This is a genomic window from Bacillus sp. AMCV2 (assembly GCF_056033925.1).
Map to the genome: position 1 here is coordinate 2,553,761 of NZ_JBVYIB010000002.1, position 16,019 is coordinate 2,569,779.

General features: G+C 35.6%; 15 protein-coding genes and 1 pseudogene. 4 read left to right on the forward strand and 12 right to left on the reverse strand.

Features of this window, described 5'->3' with window-relative positions:
* Positions 1–48: 48 nt before the first annotated feature.
* From AC0OMA_RS13295 to AC0OMA_RS13335, 9 genes are all read right to left on the reverse strand, one after another.
* Positions 49–1,086, reverse strand: coding sequence for a flavin-containing monooxygenase (locus AC0OMA_RS13295; protein WP_015384171.1), 1,038 nt, complete (start codon positions 1,084–1,086; stop codon positions 49–51).
* 87 nt (positions 1,087–1,173) lie between these two features.
* Complete coding sequence (gene czcD, locus AC0OMA_RS13300; RefSeq protein WP_474222164.1) at positions 1,174–2,121, reverse strand: CDF family zinc transporter CzcD; 948 nt, start codon at positions 2,119–2,121, stop codon at positions 1,174–1,176.
* Between the two features lie 439 nt (positions 2,122–2,560).
* The gene (gene brnQ / locus AC0OMA_RS13305) at positions 2,561–3,883 is read right to left on the reverse strand and encodes a branched-chain amino acid transport system II carrier protein (protein WP_322839714.1); all 1,323 of its coding nucleotides are present in this window, start codon (positions 3,881–3,883) and stop codon (positions 2,561–2,563) included.
* A gap of 164 nt (positions 3,884–4,047) precedes the next feature.
* Complete coding sequence (gene azlD, locus AC0OMA_RS13310; protein WP_003245988.1) at positions 4,048–4,380, reverse strand: branched-chain amino acid transporter AzlD; 333 nt, start codon at positions 4,378–4,380, stop codon at positions 4,048–4,050.
* Positions 4,377–5,141: an azaleucine resistance protein AzlC gene (gene azlC / locus AC0OMA_RS13315; RefSeq protein ID WP_309530206.1), complete on the reverse strand. Its 765-nt coding sequence runs from the start codon at positions 5,139–5,141 to the stop codon at positions 4,377–4,379. The genes azlD and azlC overlap by 4 nt, the downstream gene beginning before the upstream one ends.
* A 12-nt stretch (positions 5,142–5,153) precedes the next feature.
* Positions 5,154–5,627 (reverse strand): azlBCD operon transcriptional regulator AzlB, encoded by a 474-nt coding sequence (azlB, locus tag AC0OMA_RS13320; protein ID WP_015483475.1) that lies wholly within the window; start codon positions 5,625–5,627, stop codon positions 5,154–5,156.
* A 599-nt stretch (positions 5,628–6,226) separates the two neighbouring features.
* Positions 6,227–7,432 carry a cytochrome P450 family protein gene (locus tag AC0OMA_RS13325; RefSeq protein ID WP_474222438.1) on the reverse strand — a complete coding sequence of 402 codons (1,206 nt, stop codon included), beginning with the start codon at positions 7,430–7,432 and terminating at the stop codon, positions 6,227–6,229.
* A gap of 685 nt (positions 7,433–8,117) precedes the next feature.
* Entirely contained in the window at positions 8,118–8,684 is a 567-nt protein-coding gene (locus tag AC0OMA_RS13330) for a cysteine hydrolase family protein (RefSeq protein WP_474222165.1), read from the reverse strand.
* 230 nt (positions 8,685–8,914) lie between these two features.
* Positions 8,915–9,286 carry a DUF2568 domain-containing protein gene (locus AC0OMA_RS13335; RefSeq protein ID WP_474222166.1) on the reverse strand — a complete coding sequence of 124 codons (372 nt, stop codon included), beginning with the start codon at positions 9,284–9,286 and terminating at the stop codon, positions 8,915–8,917.
* Positions 9,287–10,003: 717 nt separating this feature from the next.
* Here AC0OMA_RS13335 and AC0OMA_RS13340 point away from each other — a divergent pair.
* Together AC0OMA_RS13340 and AC0OMA_RS13345 are read left to right on the forward strand one after the other, a co-directional pair.
* Positions 10,004–10,801: a Hook-associated protein 2 gene (locus tag AC0OMA_RS13340; RefSeq protein ID WP_474222167.1), complete on the forward strand. Its 798-nt coding sequence runs from the start codon at positions 10,004–10,006 to the stop codon at positions 10,799–10,801.
* Between the two features lie 26 nt (positions 10,802–10,827).
* Positions 10,828–11,094, forward strand: coding sequence for a hypothetical protein (locus AC0OMA_RS13345; protein ID WP_049141109.1), 267 nt, complete (start codon positions 10,828–10,830; stop codon positions 11,092–11,094).
* Between the two features lie 52 nt (positions 11,095–11,146).
* Here AC0OMA_RS13345 and AC0OMA_RS13350 read toward each other — a convergent pair.
* From AC0OMA_RS13350 to aadK, 3 genes and pseudogenes are all read right to left on the reverse strand, one after another.
* A pseudogene (locus tag AC0OMA_RS13350) lies at positions 11,147–11,391 on the reverse strand (MFS transporter); the annotation flags it as partial.
* Between the two features lie 191 nt (positions 11,392–11,582).
* Positions 11,583–12,086, reverse strand: coding sequence for a DinB family protein (locus AC0OMA_RS13355; RefSeq protein WP_015384182.1), 504 nt, complete (start codon positions 12,084–12,086; stop codon positions 11,583–11,585).
* 226 nt (positions 12,087–12,312) lie between these two features.
* Positions 12,313–13,167 (reverse strand): aminoglycoside 6-adenylyltransferase AadK, encoded by an 855-nt coding sequence (gene aadK / locus AC0OMA_RS13360; protein WP_474222168.1) that lies wholly within the window; start codon positions 13,165–13,167, stop codon positions 12,313–12,315.
* Between the two features lie 395 nt (positions 13,168–13,562).
* Between aadK and AC0OMA_RS13365 the strand changes: the two genes are divergently transcribed.
* Both AC0OMA_RS13365 and murI read left to right on the forward strand, forming a co-directional pair.
* On the forward strand, positions 13,563–14,606 hold the full coding sequence (locus AC0OMA_RS13365) for a nitronate monooxygenase (RefSeq protein WP_474222169.1): 1,044 nt from the start codon (positions 13,563–13,565) through the stop codon (positions 14,604–14,606).
* Positions 14,607–14,953: 347 nt separating this feature from the next.
* A complete protein-coding gene (murI, locus tag AC0OMA_RS13370; protein WP_322839719.1) occupies positions 14,954–15,751 on the forward strand; it encodes a glutamate racemase in 798 nt (265 codons plus the stop codon).
* The last annotated feature ends 268 nt before the right edge of the window (positions 15,752–16,019 follow it).

The window sequence follows — 16,019 nt, forward strand, 5'->3', positions numbered from 1 at the left end:
TCACAATAAAATAGAGCAGTAAACATGTGAGTTACTGCTCTGCTTCGTTTATTCACCGTTCATTTGTTTTACAATGTATTCAGCATCATTTCCTACGCCTTGAAGCAACGCTGAACCTCGCTTATGCTGCCAAGGCAAACCTATAAAGTACAATCCTTCTACAGGTGAAACACCTCTATGATGTATGATTCGGCCTTCTTTATTCAAAACACCTTTTATATTTATCCAACATAGGGGATTCCTAAAACCCGTAGCCCAAATAATATTGTTTACTTCTAATGTAGATGAATCTTTAAAAATGATTTCATTTTGCTTTCCGGCAATGACTCTTTTTTTTAAGATGATCTCCTTCTGTTTTATTGCATGTTTTAATTCATGCCCAAATATTGGATCACCTTTCTTTTGAATGAATTTGCCTACTATTGATGTATGACTTATATTTAAAACTCCTAATTTATCAAACCACCAAAAGATGCTTCTTTTTCCGATCATTAAAGGGAAATAAACTAGTTTATTACTAGAGGCTAAATATGTAACTCTTTCTTTGGATAATTCAACAGCTATCTGAGCACCACTATTCCCACCACCAACTACTAGTACATTTCCATATGCCAATTGTTTTGAATTCTTATATTGTGATGAGTGTAGTTGATTAATATCATCAGCTAAATCCTTTGATATTGATGGAATATTAGGGGTATGAAAAGGACCTGTAGCAATGACAAGATTCTTCGTTTGATATTCTTCCCGATTTGTTTTTATTAAGAAATGATTCTTTATTTTTAGGACACTTATTACTTCTGTCCGTAATTGGATTGGAATTTCAAATTTTTTAACGTACTTCTTTAGATAAGCAACAATTTCATTTTTTGAAGGAAATCCATGTTTTTCTCCTTCAAGATGCATTCCAGGCAAAGAGCTATACATTCGAGAAGTAAATAAAACTAATGAGTCATACCGATCTTTCCAGCTCTCCCCCACTTCATGACTTTTATCCAAAATGATAAACTTTTGATCGGACTGCTTAAGATAATATCCTATCGAGATCCCTGCTTGACCAGCCCCGATTACTATAGTGTCGTACACATTATCACCCCGCCAATTTCAAATTGTCAGTAGACAGAATCTGCAAAATGCTAGTTGATCTCCTCACTATAAAGTTAGATAAAAAATTTAATGGTGATGGTGGTCACATGGCTTCTCTATTTTTGGCTGACAAAGGATCGCATTGTCGTGATTATGCGCTTCGGTTTCCATTTGAATGGTTACGTGCGTAATGCCTTTATGCTCAAGTTCATGTTCAATTTTGCGTAAAATATTTTCACTTTCTGAAATGGTCAGTTGATCGTTAACAACTGCGTGGCAAGAAAGAGCATTCAATCCGCTTGTGATAGACCATATGTGTAAATCATGAATGTTTTGAATTCCCTCTGTCCCTTCAATTGTACGAATGATATCAGAGACATCGATATTTTCTGGAGTTCCTTCCATTAAGATGTGAATGGAATCTTTAGTCACATTGTAACCGCTTCTTAGAACAAGAATAGCCACAATGATACTAGCCAATGGATCTGCCCAGCCCCATCCAAAGAAGATGATAAGTATGGCTGCTAAAATGGCACCTACAGAGCCGAGCATATCGCTTATTACATGTAAATAAGCTCCTCTTATATTCAGATTATTCTTTGTATCTCCGCCACTCATCATAATCCAAGCGACCAATAGATTCACAACTAACCCGATGATACTAATTGTAAGCATGCCGGTTGTTGCTACTTTTGGTGGATTAGAGAAGCGTTCGATTGCTTCATAAATGATATAAAGAGAAATAAGAATTAAGGCAGCACCGTTTATCACAGCTGCAAGAATCTCAAATCGTTTATAGCCAAATGTCTTATTGTGATTTGCCTTTTTTTCAGCTAATGTAAAAGCAATCAGGGCAACCATTAATGAAATTGAATCACTCAGCATATGGCCTGCATCTGATAAAAGCGCCAGACTATTTGTTAAAAATCCACCTATAGCTTCTATTATCATATAACCTGTAATCATGATAAAAGAGATCAATAAAACCTTTTTATTTGCTCCTTCATTATGATTGTGACTATGATTGTGCCCCATAAAAAACTCCTCCTTAACTAAAGTTTATTGATACATATGTATTTATTATTTCAAATCTGTTATGAAGCATTCTAACATGGTGCAAACAATATTTATATATGAGCATGTGTTCATATATAAATATATCTGCTCTTTACTGAAATGTCAAAATATTTTTATGAAAATCCCCTAATACCTCCTTAATCTTTCCTAATATAAATTCACGAGGATTCTCTTATAAACATAAAAAAAGAGAAGCAAACCTGTGGTTTACTCCTCTACCCTAGTTTCTCTATCCTTTTCTTCTTCATATCCCTTATAAAAGGTATTGCGGACACTCGATGATTTTTACCTTCATAAAATACATTATGCTATGTAACAGCTGTTTGTCCAAATGAGATTAAAAACATGCAAGCACTTTATCCTTCCTGCAGATCTGAGTGATATTGCTGTTGATTGATCAACTTGTTTTTGTTCTGAATATACTCAGTATATAGCCGCATATTCCCCCTGCAATAGCTGGAATGAGCCACCCCAGCCCTATGTTATACATAGGAAGAATCTGAGTGAAAATATGATTCACAACTTCAATTTTTATTCCCGCCTCCTTCAAACCGTCAAATAGGCTGATGATGAATGCGAATAATAAACTGCCTTGATACACTTCTGTCTTCCCTTTAAATACAGAATGCAAAAACGTTAAAAATATTAAGGAAATCGCGATAGGATACATCGTCAGTAAGACAGGCATTGACACCTTAATGAGCTGGGTTAATCCTATATTTGCGACAAGCGTACTAAACACTGATAAAACGACAGCAATTTTTTTATAAGAAATGTTCGGAAATAATTCATGAAAAAATGAAGAACACGCTGTGATCAGTCCGACACTTGTCGTCAGACACGCCACTGTAATCATTAAGCCCAATAAGATTGAACCATAAGATCCAAAATAATAGGATGAAACCTTAGCCAAAACCTCTGCTCCATTTTCTAAAATCCCCAGCTTTTCAACACTGGAAGCCCCCATATATGAAAGAGCAGTATAGATAAGGGCTAAAAGTGTAGCAGCAATCGTGGTTGCTTTTGCACAAACAACCATCAGCTGTTTTTTGGTAGAAGCTCCTTGTTCTTTCAATGCATTCACAATGATAATTCCAAAAACAAATGCTACAAGGGCATCCAGAGTGAGGTATCCTTCCTGAAATCCTTTAAAAAACGCTTGTGATGTGTACCCTTTTGATGGTGCTTGAATGGTTCCAATTGGGCGAATAAGAGCTACCACTACAAGCAATCCGATAAATGTCAGCTTAATTGGCGTCAAAAATTTTCCAACTATATCAATGATTTTTGAAGGATTAAGTGATAACAAGCATGCCAATGCGAAAAATAATATTGTAAATATGATCAATGAGACAGGGCCTGCATCATTTGATAAAAAAGGTTTTACCCCAATTTCAAACGATACGTTTCCTGATCTCGGGATAGCGAAAAAAGGCCCGATTGCCAAATAGAGAATCGTCGTAAATACAATGCCAAACACCGGGTGAACACGGCTGGCTAACGACTGTAAGTTTTGTTTACCCGAAAAAACAAATGCTGTTATAGCCAGTAATGGCAATCCAACTCCGGTCACTAAGAAACCTGCATTAGCGATCCATACATTTTTTCCAGCCATTTGACCAAGCATAGGCGGAAAAATGAGATTTCCTGCTCCAAAAAACAATGCAAATAGCATTAATCCTATAATGATGATATAGGAAGCAGACACTTTTTTTGACATTATATATCCTCCGATTAAAGTAGACACTTCTTGAATAGCCAGGAAACATTACAGATGCTATTTGCACTGGCGCAGTGTTGATTCCAAAATAAGTTTGTGTCAGTTTTATATATTTTTATCAAGTTCAATAAAAGCATGATCATGTTGATAGTTTCTGATATCGGTTAAAAAACCAATTGCACCAAAACCATATATACAACGGTTCCCCCCGCTATGGAAAGAAGCATATTTTTCTTCCACAAGTGAAGCAGTACAACTGCAGCTGCCCCAACCAATTCAGGAATGCCATGACTTCCAGAAAGCAGACTCACATCTTTTAAACAATAAATGACCAAAAGCCCAATTACCGCTGATGGCAGTACTTTGCCAAGATACTGTACATATTTCGGTGTCGGTTTGCCTGAAGGGAAAATCATGAATGGAAGGAACCGTGTCAGCATTGTTCCAAGCACGACCATTGCAATGGTGATCATTTGCTGCGTCATAGTCATCGTCATACGGAAACCTCAGCTTTCTCCAATGGTTTTCTCAAAACAGTCAGTACCCCTAAAATGGCGAGCATAGCAGGAATAATAAATTGGTTTCCGCCAAAAATGATAAGACTGGCTACTGAAAGTCCAAGTCCTGTGAGAGCACTGTAATGCTTTTTCTCTTTCATCCATTGTTCTATGAATATCACAATAAACAGAGCAGTCATCACAAAATCAAGCCCTTCGGTATTAAACTTCACGTACGACCCAAAAATCCCTCCTATCGCTGCCCCCGCGACCCAATATAAATGATTAAGCAGTGTCACAAAAAACATAAACCAGCCCTTGTCAACATTCGCCGGAACATTAGCGGTATAATTAATAGAAAATGATTCATCGCACATTCCGAAAATCAGATAAAGCTTTTTCTTTCCAGTCCCCCTGTACTTATCCAACATGGAAATTCCATAAAACAAATGCCGGGCATTGACCATTAACGTCAAAAAAAGAGCATTCATAGGGTTGAACGCACCAAGTAAAAAATTCGCTGCAACAAACTCCATTGAGCCCGCAAATATCATAAAACTCATGATGATTGGATAGATTGCGCTAAATCCCAAAGAATGCATAAAGATTCCATAAGCTATCCCCAAAAACAAAAACCCCGCAAAAATCGGAATTGTATATGGGAATGCAGAACGAAATGCAGCCCATATTTGACTTCTCTTATTCATATGAGTGTTTATAGCAGGAGAGCTTAAATGTAACGATTCTTTATTTTTATTCAAATCAACAACCTCCTACATTTCATCAATTGGCACACTGACAGTTCTTTTTTCTGTACTCATGACTATGCTTGTGTCAACTCCACTAATAGCAGGGTTCTGCATTAATGAATCAATGATAAAATTCCGATAACTCTCCATGTCCTTCGCCACAATCTTAAGCATATAGTCATGGCTTCCTGTAAGTGTGTAGCATTCTTGAACCTGTGGGAATTTGTTTATATCCTCTAAAAATGAATGAATTGTCTCCCTATTTAAAGGTGATAAGTTGATGAGAGCTAGTGCTGTGACTTCGATTCCAAGTTTTTTCTCATCAACAATAGTCGTAAACTTTTTAATTATACCTGCTTCTAATAGGTTCTTTGTTCTTGCAAGGCAAGCTGATGGTGAAAGCCCAATTTTCTTAGATAAATTTAAATTTGATATTGAAGCATCTTCCTGCAATTCTCTTAAAATGGCCTTATCAGTTTCGTCAAGCGTAATACCCATTTCATAACCCCCAATACCCTCAATAGAATTATATTTCATCTGATTTAAATCATAACGAATTTTTATTCGTTAATCAAATATTATTTAAATTTAAATCCTTTTAAAACATTATTTACAGAATAAAATTATTATCGCAGAAAAAAGTCCTGGGAGAGTTATGTACTTGTGTGACTTGATACCAACATCATAAGAAACTTATCAGAAGCCAAAAAGTTATTGCGGTCTCACCGAAAATTTAATTTGCGGTGCCCTATTGCCTTTTTCTTCGAACAAAAACTGTTAAAATTCACAAAACAGAAAGTCTACACTATTATTATTTTTCTCATTAGAAACTATGCCCTCCATTATTTTATCTTAACAAACGTTTACTATGTAACAGCTGTTTGTCCAAATGAGGCTGAAAACAAATAAAAAACACCGATAGGGGGAAACTATTGGTGTTTGCAAGACATTTTCATGTCCGGTAGGCATAAATAATCCTAAACTTTGTTTTTGAAAAGCTATCATATCAAATTTTTATGTTACAGCTTTTACTATCGTTTAATCTAATTTGAGGAGTAAAACGAGATATGTTTGAAAATCACATATCCCCCAAAAAATTAAAAACTAAGCGGCAGTTCTTCGAGTGCTCTCATCAGAAAATTCCCTTTCCATTTCATTTGTTCCTTTTCGCCTTTTAACTGTATATTTGGACAGCGGCGTAATAAGGTGGAAATCGCAATCTTGGCTTCTAAGCGGGCTAACTGTGCACCAAGGCAAAAATGATTGCCATGGCCAAAAGCAATATGGCGGTTGTTCTTTCTTTCAATATCAAATATGTCGGCATTTGGAAATATCTTTTCATCACGGTTTGCTGATGCTAAAGAAATGATGATCACGTCTTTCCGTTTAATCTCCTGCCCATGCAGTATAAACGGTTCAGCCGTCCAGCGAATAGTCGTTAACTCAACAGGGCTGTGAAACCGCAATGCTTCTTCTATGGCTGAATTCATCAGGTCCGGCTGCTGGCGGAGCTTTTCAAATTGATCACCGTGACACATCAGAGCATATGTCATATTGGTGATTAAGTTTACGGTTGTTTCATGACCTGCAACGATAAGCAGCATAATCATCGAGTACAATTCTTCTGTACTTAATTGTGTGCCTTCACTTTCCGCTTGAATTAATGCACTGATTAAATCTCCTGAAGGTTCTCTCCTTTTTTTGCGAACTAAGGATTCCAGATAATCAACAAATTCTCCTAACAAATGATCATTCTCCTGAAGTCTTTCAGGGGCATCTGAAAAATCAATAATTGCTTGCGACCACACTCTGAATTTTTGACGATCTTCTAGGGGAATGCCAAGCATTTCACTTATCACGATAATCGGCAAAGGAAACGCATAATCGTCTACTAGGTTCATGAGTTTGTTGGGTTGTACTTTATCCAATAAAGAATCTGCTATATGTTGGATTTTGTCTTCCAACTGCAAAATCATTCGATGAGTAAATGCTTTCTGAACAAGAGTTCGCAAACGATTGTGATCAGGGGGATCTGAATTAAGCATATGCTTTGTCAAAGGCTCTTCATTCTTCAATAGAACAGGAAGTTTCTCTTCTTTTGCGGTAATTACATTTTCATAGTTTTTCTTTAATTTTTCATTCTTTAATAAATGTATTGCATCATCATATCTCGATATGAGCCAGCCTTTCCCCAGAGCTCCTAAAGATAATGGGTAGAGAGGCTGTGATTTTCGCAATTCTTTATAAAATTCATACGCTTCATCTTTAAATGCTCTCGAAGACAATTGACTTTCCGTCAAAATGGTTACACTCTTTTTTTTCTTTTGAAGACATTCATTCGACCTCCATCTTTATGAAAGGTTATGTTAATCTTTAAATATAAAATCAGTACGATTTGTAAAATGATCTATTGAGATCAGTATTCATGATAAGTGCCAAAATGCCGCCCCCGCATTTTGAAATAAAAGGGATGAGACAGTCATTAATCATTTTGCTGCCCAAACTCTTTCCTTGATAAAATGGCGAAACTCCTAATACTTCTAAATACCATGCCGGCTCTTTTAAGGATTTGGAAGATTTTTTTAGCCTCATTTTGATTAATGTTCCCCCCCTGCTGCTATATAATCGATCAAGTTAATGTCGGGTTTATCACGATGTTTTTAATAGAGCGGCAACAACAATTTCACCATTCTGAATGTCAACAAAAAAGAAATGCTTTTTAAAATATGCTCTTGTCAGTACTTTATGCATTTCAAAAATAAAATAAATGAATGATCTTTTTTTAGCGTTTTACGAGTAAATCCATAAAAGGATATTGATTGAAAGATTCATGGAATAGCTTTGCCACTTTGCTTCATTCATCTGCCCTTGCTTGTCGATAAAGAAACATTGATACATCTCCTATGAGCAAGTAAAGCAGGAAATCGAATTAAAGCGCCCTTCCTATTGGAAAGGCGCCTGCCGTTTTACTGTGCAAAATGTTTTTCATCAGTGAGTTTTTATAAAATCATTTATTAATTGATCAGTTGTCAATATTGTGGCAAATTCATCATGCAATGTAGCTAGAGATATATTATGAATAGTCGCCGCATCATAATATGTATCATTTTGGTCTCTCATTCCGAAGGCTGCTGTTGCATCTGAAATCAGGTATGTATCAAACCCTAAATTACTACTCATTCTTGTGGTTGTTGATACACAGTGAGGCGTGGTTAAACCAGTTATGACTACAGTTGTTATTTCATTTAATTTTAAGAGTTCTTCTAAATTCGTTCCAATAAAGCTGCTATTTACTGTCTTGGTTATAATGCTTTCTTCATCCATAGGCTTAACTATTTCCTTTATCGCAAACCCTTCATTCTTTGGATGGAATAAAGAATGAGGTTTATCAGAAGTGTGTTGTATGTATATGACTGTCCATCCTTTTTCTCTCCATAATTTTAGTATTTTACTAATGTTTTCTTCCGCCTTTACGTTATTTCGTTCCCCCCATTTTTTATCATCAAAGGCTTTTTGCACATCCACAATGATTAAAGCTTTTTTCTTTTCTTCCACAAGATAGCCTCCTACGTAGAATTTCTATTTATTACTACATTTTAAATACAAATTTTACTTTTGTACAATTGTTTAATGATGAATTTCAAATAAGCGCCCTCTTTATTGGAAAATGCGTTCTAAACTGCAACTGTGCCCAAGCCGTTAACCTTCAATAATCTAATCTGAGAATCACTGGCTCTACAGAGAATGATAAAAAGCACTCTAATAACGAGTGCTGAAATTAAAAACTATTGATTTAGAAGCCATTTGATACGCTCAGCTGAAAAGATGTAGTGGAGTATTATTAGACATAAAAAGACAATACCAACTGGTTTTAAATGACTAAAATAAAGCGCTGCAACAGCCATTGCAAAGATCAATAATTCAATAACTAACCTCGTTACCCCGTTTACAGCTATTACAGTTTGTCCACTTCGACTAGGATCATGAGGTACTGCAAATACAGACCAGACAATCATAACTCCAATAGGTAAAACCAAAGTTAAAACATATTTAAAATAACCATTAAAGCTTATCCAAGCAAACACCCCTAAGGAGATTAGTGCAGCCATTTCAAGGGTGAATCTTAAAAGTAAATTAGTCTGATTCAGTTTTTCCAACTCCTCTATAAAAAACACCCCCGCAGGAGATGCTCTTTCTCTGCTTTATTTCAGCGTATAAAAACTTTTCTGTTCTTCCTCTTTAGATTCTATTGTAGTTTTCGGCGAGATTACCTCTACTTTTGAAGAGATGATACCGACTGCTGCTGTTACCAATGCTCCGATTAATAGAACGATTGATAAGTATAATGAAATATGACAACTTTTCCCCTCCTATCCAGTTAATTATCCAAATAATCAGGAAGTTGTCTACAATTTGCAGAATTTGTCGAACGAAGTAAAGAATATACCATAAAAGCTGAATATTGACCTCGCTTATCGCTGGGAGGCTTTACTCATTGTATGAATTACAGTAATAAACTACCTTCCCTTTTGAGAAGACGTTCCCCCTCTTGTATCCATTTGTTGCAACTTAGCTAGACTCTTCCAATAGGCTTCCTTTTGACGCAGCTGCTTCTAGTCGAAATTGAGCAACACCTGAATGTTTCATTGGAATTTCTGAACCAGAGAGTAGTCTCCGCAATCGATGAACCTTAATAATAAGGTTCGCCTAAGATGTGAATATTATCTATTCAATTAATCTTTACATATATTGAATATCTCTCAATCTCTCTTTATCATTTTTTTCAATCAATTGAAAATTTATGATAAAAATACTTTTTTTTCTTGTTAGTTGCGTTATAATACTTGAGTAACAGATAAAAAGGAGGAAAAAATATGAAGAAAGTTTTATTGACAATACTCACTTTCAGTCTACTTATTTCTTTATTTGCTATTGATGGCAGTGAAGTCAAAGCAAAAGAAGTAGAAAGTGCGCATCTCCAAAAATCAGCAATTAATGGTTTAGATAAAATTGTTGATAAAAACGGCAAAAAACTTATAACTGAGGAAGAGTTATTAGAATTATTTAATTCAAGCGATTTTAGTCCAAATTCAACAAACCAAGTAAATTATTTCTATACTAATATTGATAACAAAACAACCATTTTAAAGTTAAATTTAGTTGTACATAACAACAAATTAACTTCAGTATCTTTAACAGATACCGAAGAACAATCAGCGACAATTACAACAGCAGTTACAAATCAAGAAAAGGCATCGCCACAGTTTCAAATGCTTAGAAAGGTGCCAAAACCTAAACCGAAGCCTAAGCCGAAAAAACCAAAAATCACTAAAGATGTTCCATATAAAAAGAATGGTGGTACAATTAAAAAAGATTTTATAAGTGAACATGCGTATAAAAGACACAAGTATGACGCAAGCCGAAAATCTACAAGTAATAGAACTCAATATGGAAAAGATGTAGATGTCGCTGAACTGAGAAGATTAACGATGACACAGCCCGATCAAGCTTGGTCTTCTCGTGACAAAGGTGGTCCATGGCGGACATTCTATAGAAAGCAATTTAATAAAAATATAAGCACAAAAGACACTTCTACGACTCATCATCGTGTCATTATTAATACAGCAGACAGTAGTAAAAATACACAATTTCCGTTATCTTTTAAGAACTAAAACATTCTTTAGCGGGGAGCTAAACCATGATTGAAAAATATACAACTGAAGTTTCTTTAGACTTTTTTAATGGTGACGAGACAGATTTAAAGGATACAATTGAGGAAATTAGACTTTTTGCAAAGACATATGAGAACGATAAAGTAACCGTCCTAAGTGTTATTGAAGACGAATCTTCAAAGGGAAAAAACTATAAGGTCCTTTTACAGCACGAAAGAGATACAGATAATCTAGGACGTAAATATGAATATGATGAAGAAAAACTATTTGGTTTCTTTGAAGATGAAGAATAGTTAACACCCTTAAAACGAATTCAAAAAAACCCCACTTTTAAAAGTGGGGTTTTTAAAGCGAATGTATTCCCTGTCTAGAAAGTTGTTGTGCAGAAGAAAACATATAAGTTCTTAGAAAATACTTACCCAACTTAGTATCAATGATAGAATTCCCACCAATATGACGTTTTTTGTACCCATTTCTGATATAAATAACCCGCCTACAGCTGAACCAATTGTTGTTCCTACGTTACAGGATGATATAAATAAGCCATTTGCGAAATCAGGAGCTTCAGGGGCTGAAGGTGCAATCAAATATTAATTAATATTAGCCATTGATAGTGCCGTTTCGTATGAAATGGCGATGGCATTCTTGTTTGGAATAAAAATGATTCGAATATGTTCTTATCATTGGTAAACGAACAAAAAAAGAACATGTTTTGAAAAAAGATAGATCAAAACATCTTCTTATATGTTGTCATAGCGTAACTTTTTTATAAAAAGGTTGATTACATTTTCGGGGCTTCCAAACCAAATTTTGCCCATTCTTCTTTTGCTGGACCATAAATACCTGGAACAGTTAAACCTGCTTGTCTCATAAGAACAGTCATTTGTCCTCGATGGTGATTTTGATGTTGAATTAAAAACATCAAAAGTGAACCATTAGGCAATTGTTGTCCGATAAAGTTGATACATTCTTGAAGTGTATGGTCAGTCCATTGGGTTTTTAATGCCTGTACAAATGCATTACTGGCTTGATGATAGCTGTCAGCTATAAACTGAGCTGAAGTTGGAACAGGATAATCTTCAGCTGGGGCATGGAACGTTAAGTCTGTGTTTGAGGTAATGATGCGAATGGCAGCAACAGTATGCCAAGCAATACGGCCTAGAGTCCAATTTTGTGAAGTTATTTCTTGTTTAAGTGATTCATCAGTTAGACTATTTAATAGTTTCTGTGTAGCATCTGCTTCGAACTCCCAAGATTTCAAAAAATGGTCTAAGGTTTGAAACACAAAAATCCTCCTTTTTATTCTTTTGTTTTTTCAATTTACCTATAGGTTAATTATAATGCCTCTTTTCGTTAAAAAGAACAAAAATTTTGGACAAGAATAATCATAGTAAAATGCGTAGACATTCTTAAACGTAATGATTTACGCATCTTTTTACAAACATGGTGACTCCTTGGTCTCCATTGTCAGCGAGAATCAAATATCATATGAAGACAATCCTATATTCTTATCACTTTACTGAGCAATAAATACCTTCCGTATACTTAGTGATGCCTTCATCGTAATCAGGATACTGATATGCAAGACTTTCTGATACAGCTTTTGAATACTTTCTAAATAATGCATAGCAAGTAAATAAAGACTTCCACATTTCCTGATACCCATTCACAGAATATGTAGACATGAGTTCCTCCCATTCTTTATTTGAAAGGTACCGTTTCATAAATTTATAGTTCTTCCCCATACTAAATGAATACCCTTTCTGAGATGCGATATGCCAGGCCATCATTCTCAATAAATTAGGACGTACAATTTCATTTAAATGATCAATGGCAAAAAGGATTTCATTTCTTGCTAGTCCTTTTACTACGTAAGTCGAAACCATCCAGAACTCATTACAGCAATCATCAAATTCCCTTGCAGTCGGCTTTTTCATCCAGTATTGGCGATCATTTGGGGTCACTTTATAGTTGATGAACGAATCCTTATCGAGCAAGACCTTAACCAAACCATCGTTATTAGCAAAATAATCTTCTGCTTCACGAATTGGAATAAGGGTTAGATCTAATTTGTTGCCATCCTCAAAAAGAATAATGTATGAAAACCAATTACCTAATTCGGGAGGAAAAAGCTCCATATCTTCTGGTTTTTGCATCATAATGCGCTTCCCAAAGATTTCGAGCCAATGATCATTTTCTTTAAAAGATTCTACATCAGTTACAAAATACGAGATGTCATAATCTTGGAACTTGTCAGGAGGGATATTTCTGTTTGTACGTGACCCTTCCAAAGTGACCAATCGGATTCTCTCATCGTTCAAAGCAAAGTCTAAAAAAATGTCCATCATTTCCTGCTCACTTCGCATCGCATGTTCCTCCGTTTCAGCCTTAATATCTAACTGTAAAATCGAATATTGACCTGTACGTCTTATAGATTTTTTTACTCTTGAATGTGATGTATTCTTCTAAGCTTTATTTTATATGATGTTCTCCTATATATCATTCAAAATTAAGATGCAAGACATCTCAAAATCAGATATCAACTATGAAGGACTACATAAATATTCAGTTTTTTGTAGAGCCGCCATGGGACGACACTATCTTTGACACACTTTAATCCCCCCCTGCTTTATCGTCATGTTAACTGGTATGAGAGATTGACAAAAAGAAGGAAAACGATATATTTAAGCGAATACGAGTTTTTGAGTAAACTTAAAAATGACACTTTTTCAAAAATCATGTCTTAACGGGGGGATTCGGTATGAATGAATTTATGAAGAAGTTTTCCTTAACAAAACCGATTATTCAAGCTCCAATGGCTGGCGGTATTACAAAGCCGCGACTGGCATCTGCCGTTTCAAATCAAGGTGCTCTCGGCAGCTTAGCATCGGGATATCTTACGCCAGAATTACTAGAGCAACAAATAAAAGAAATGTTTGAGCTGACAGACGCTCCTTTTCAAATTAATGTGTTTGTTCCGCTAGGTCTAGAGATGCCACCAAAAGATCAGATTAAAAAGTGGAAAGAAAACATACCGTTAGCTAATCAAGTAAATCAATTCACATCTGTACAAGAAGAGTGGGATGACTTCTATCAAAAAATTGATCTTATTTTAAAATACAAGGTTAAGGCTTGCTCATTCACTTTTGATCTGCCGCCTGAAGACGCAGTAAAGGAGCTAAAAACCGCTGGATGCTGTTTAATAGGAACCGCTTCAACAGTAGAAGAAGCATTGTTAATGGAAGAACGGGGAATGGATATAGTAGTCCTTCAAGGAAGTGAAGCCGGTGGACATCGCGGAGCATTCTTACCTTCCAAAGGTGAATCTGCCGTAGGTTTAATGGCTCTGATTCCACAAGCAGCAGATGCACTGAGCGTACCTGTCATAGCTGCTGGGGGAATTATGGACCACAGAGGAGTAAAAGCAGCTTTAACCCTTGGAGCCCAAGGAGCTCAAATCGGTTCTGCCTTTTTAATTTGTCACGAGAGTAACGCACATCCAGTACATAAACAGAAAATACTAGAAGCAAACGAAGCAGATACAAAGCTTACGACATTATTTTCAGGTAAAGAGGCCAGAGGAATCGTAAATAAATGGATGGAAGAAAAAGAACAGTTTGAGACACAAACCCTTCCGTACCCTTATCAAAATACACTAACGAAGGCAATGAGACAGAAGGCTTCACTTCAAAATAACCATGATCAGATGTCTTTATGGGCAGGTCAAGGGATACGGTCATTGACTGAGGAAATGTCGGTTAAGCAGCTTTTAAATCAGCTTTGCCAAGAGGATATAAAAATATAGGCGCACCTCATTGATAGAGCAAAAAGCAAACTTCGACAGGCAGTTTGCTTTTTTTTTGTAATTTCATCCTCTGACTCTGGAAATCTCAATACTCCTACATTTTCAAAGCTAATTGATTCGGGTTATCAATCATCCCACTGATACGATGCGATCTTAATGATTTCACCACAACCACAATACATCACCAACATTTCGATCTTATCTCCTCTTCTCAAGTTTTGCTATCTATTCGAAAAATCGATAGCTCCCATATTACATTCGAATAGTAAAATGGTTGTTTTTCGTTTGATTCAGATGATATAAAGTCATATGATAAAAAAAGAATGAGACAGAAAGCGTGAGAAGTGATGAAAATAGGATTTTTTGATTCTGGAATTGGTGGCATGACTGTATTGTATGAGGCCATAAAAGTTCTTCCTTATGAAGATTACATTTTTTATGCAGATACGTTAAACGTTCCATACGGTGAAAAATCAAAGGGTAAAGTTAAAGAATATATTTTCAATGCAGCTGAATTCCTGGCCAGTCAAAATATCAAAGCTCTTGTTATTGCGTGTAATACAGCTACTAGCATTGCGATAGAGGATCTTCGGAGAAACTTCGACTTTCCGATAATCGGAATCGAACCCGCTGTAAAGCCTGCTATAAATAAATGTACAGAGGAAAGAAAAAGAGTTCTCGTAGTTGCTACTAATTTGACGCTTAAAGAAGAGAAATTTCATAATCTAGTTAAAGAAATTGATCACCATGACCTTGTTGATTGCTTAGCTCTTCCAGGACTAGTTGAATTTGCTGAGAACTTTGATTTTAGTGAAGACAAAATCATTAAATATCTAAAGAACGAACTATCTTCTTTTGATTTGAAACAATACGGAACGATTGTGTTAGGATGCACTCATTTTCCGTTTTTCAAAAACAGTTTTGAAAAACTGTTTGGGATAAAAGTTGATATTATTTCAGGCAGTGTCGGTACTGCAAAACAGTTGAAAAAAGTTCTTGCAGATCGTAATCAGCTTGGTAAAGGATCGGGCTCAATCACCTTTTTCAATTCTGGCCATAAAATTGTGGACCAAGATATCATATCAAAGTACAAAAAATTGTTTGAAATATTAGATAAAAATCAAAGGAGTCATGTTGGACATTGAATGTAAGGGGCTCTGGTTATAAACAATTTTTCAATAAATTTACAAAAGAGAGAAGTATGAATTCTCGGGTTTGTTATCCAATGTAAATGAAAAAGACAGTCTCCTGAAGGGAAACATGAACTAAGAAGCGGGCTTAAAAAGCCCACTTTTTTTCTAACATACAATTGAGTTATGCACACATCTCTGATTACAGTGTTTTCGCTCTTTCCCCTCTTATTTCTCCCCCATCTCTATAGCTTTTCTATTTCAATAAAGCACAAGTATCGAT

Coding starts and splice junctions, on each gene's coding strand:
- czcD (WP_474222164.1), bottom strand. CDS start 2,121: ATGGGGCACAATCATAGTCACAATCATAATGAAGGAGCAAATAAAAAG.
- brnQ (WP_322839714.1), bottom strand. CDS start 3,883: ATGTCAAAAAAAGTGTCTGCTTCCTATATCATCATTATAGGATTAATG.
- azlD (WP_003245988.1), bottom strand. CDS start 4,380: ATGACGATGACTATGACGCAGCAAATGATCACCATTGCAATGGTCGTG.
- azlB (WP_015483475.1), bottom strand. CDS start 5,627: ATGGGTATTACGCTTGACGAAACTGATAAGGCCATTTTAAGAGAATTG.
- AC0OMA_RS13340 (WP_474222167.1), top strand. CDS start 10,004: ATGAAGAAAGTTTTATTGACAATACTCACTTTCAGTCTACTTATTTCT.
- AC0OMA_RS13345 (WP_049141109.1), top strand. CDS start 10,828: ATGATTGAAAAATATACAACTGAAGTTTCTTTAGACTTTTTTAATGGT.
- aadK (WP_474222168.1), bottom strand. CDS start 13,167: ATGCGAAGTGAGCAGGAAATGATGGACATTTTTTTAGACTTTGCTTTG.
- AC0OMA_RS13365 (WP_474222169.1), top strand. CDS start 13,563: ATGAATGAATTTATGAAGAAGTTTTCCTTAACAAAACCGATTATTCAA.
- murI (WP_322839719.1), top strand. CDS start 14,954: ATGAAAATAGGATTTTTTGATTCTGGAATTGGTGGCATGACTGTATTG.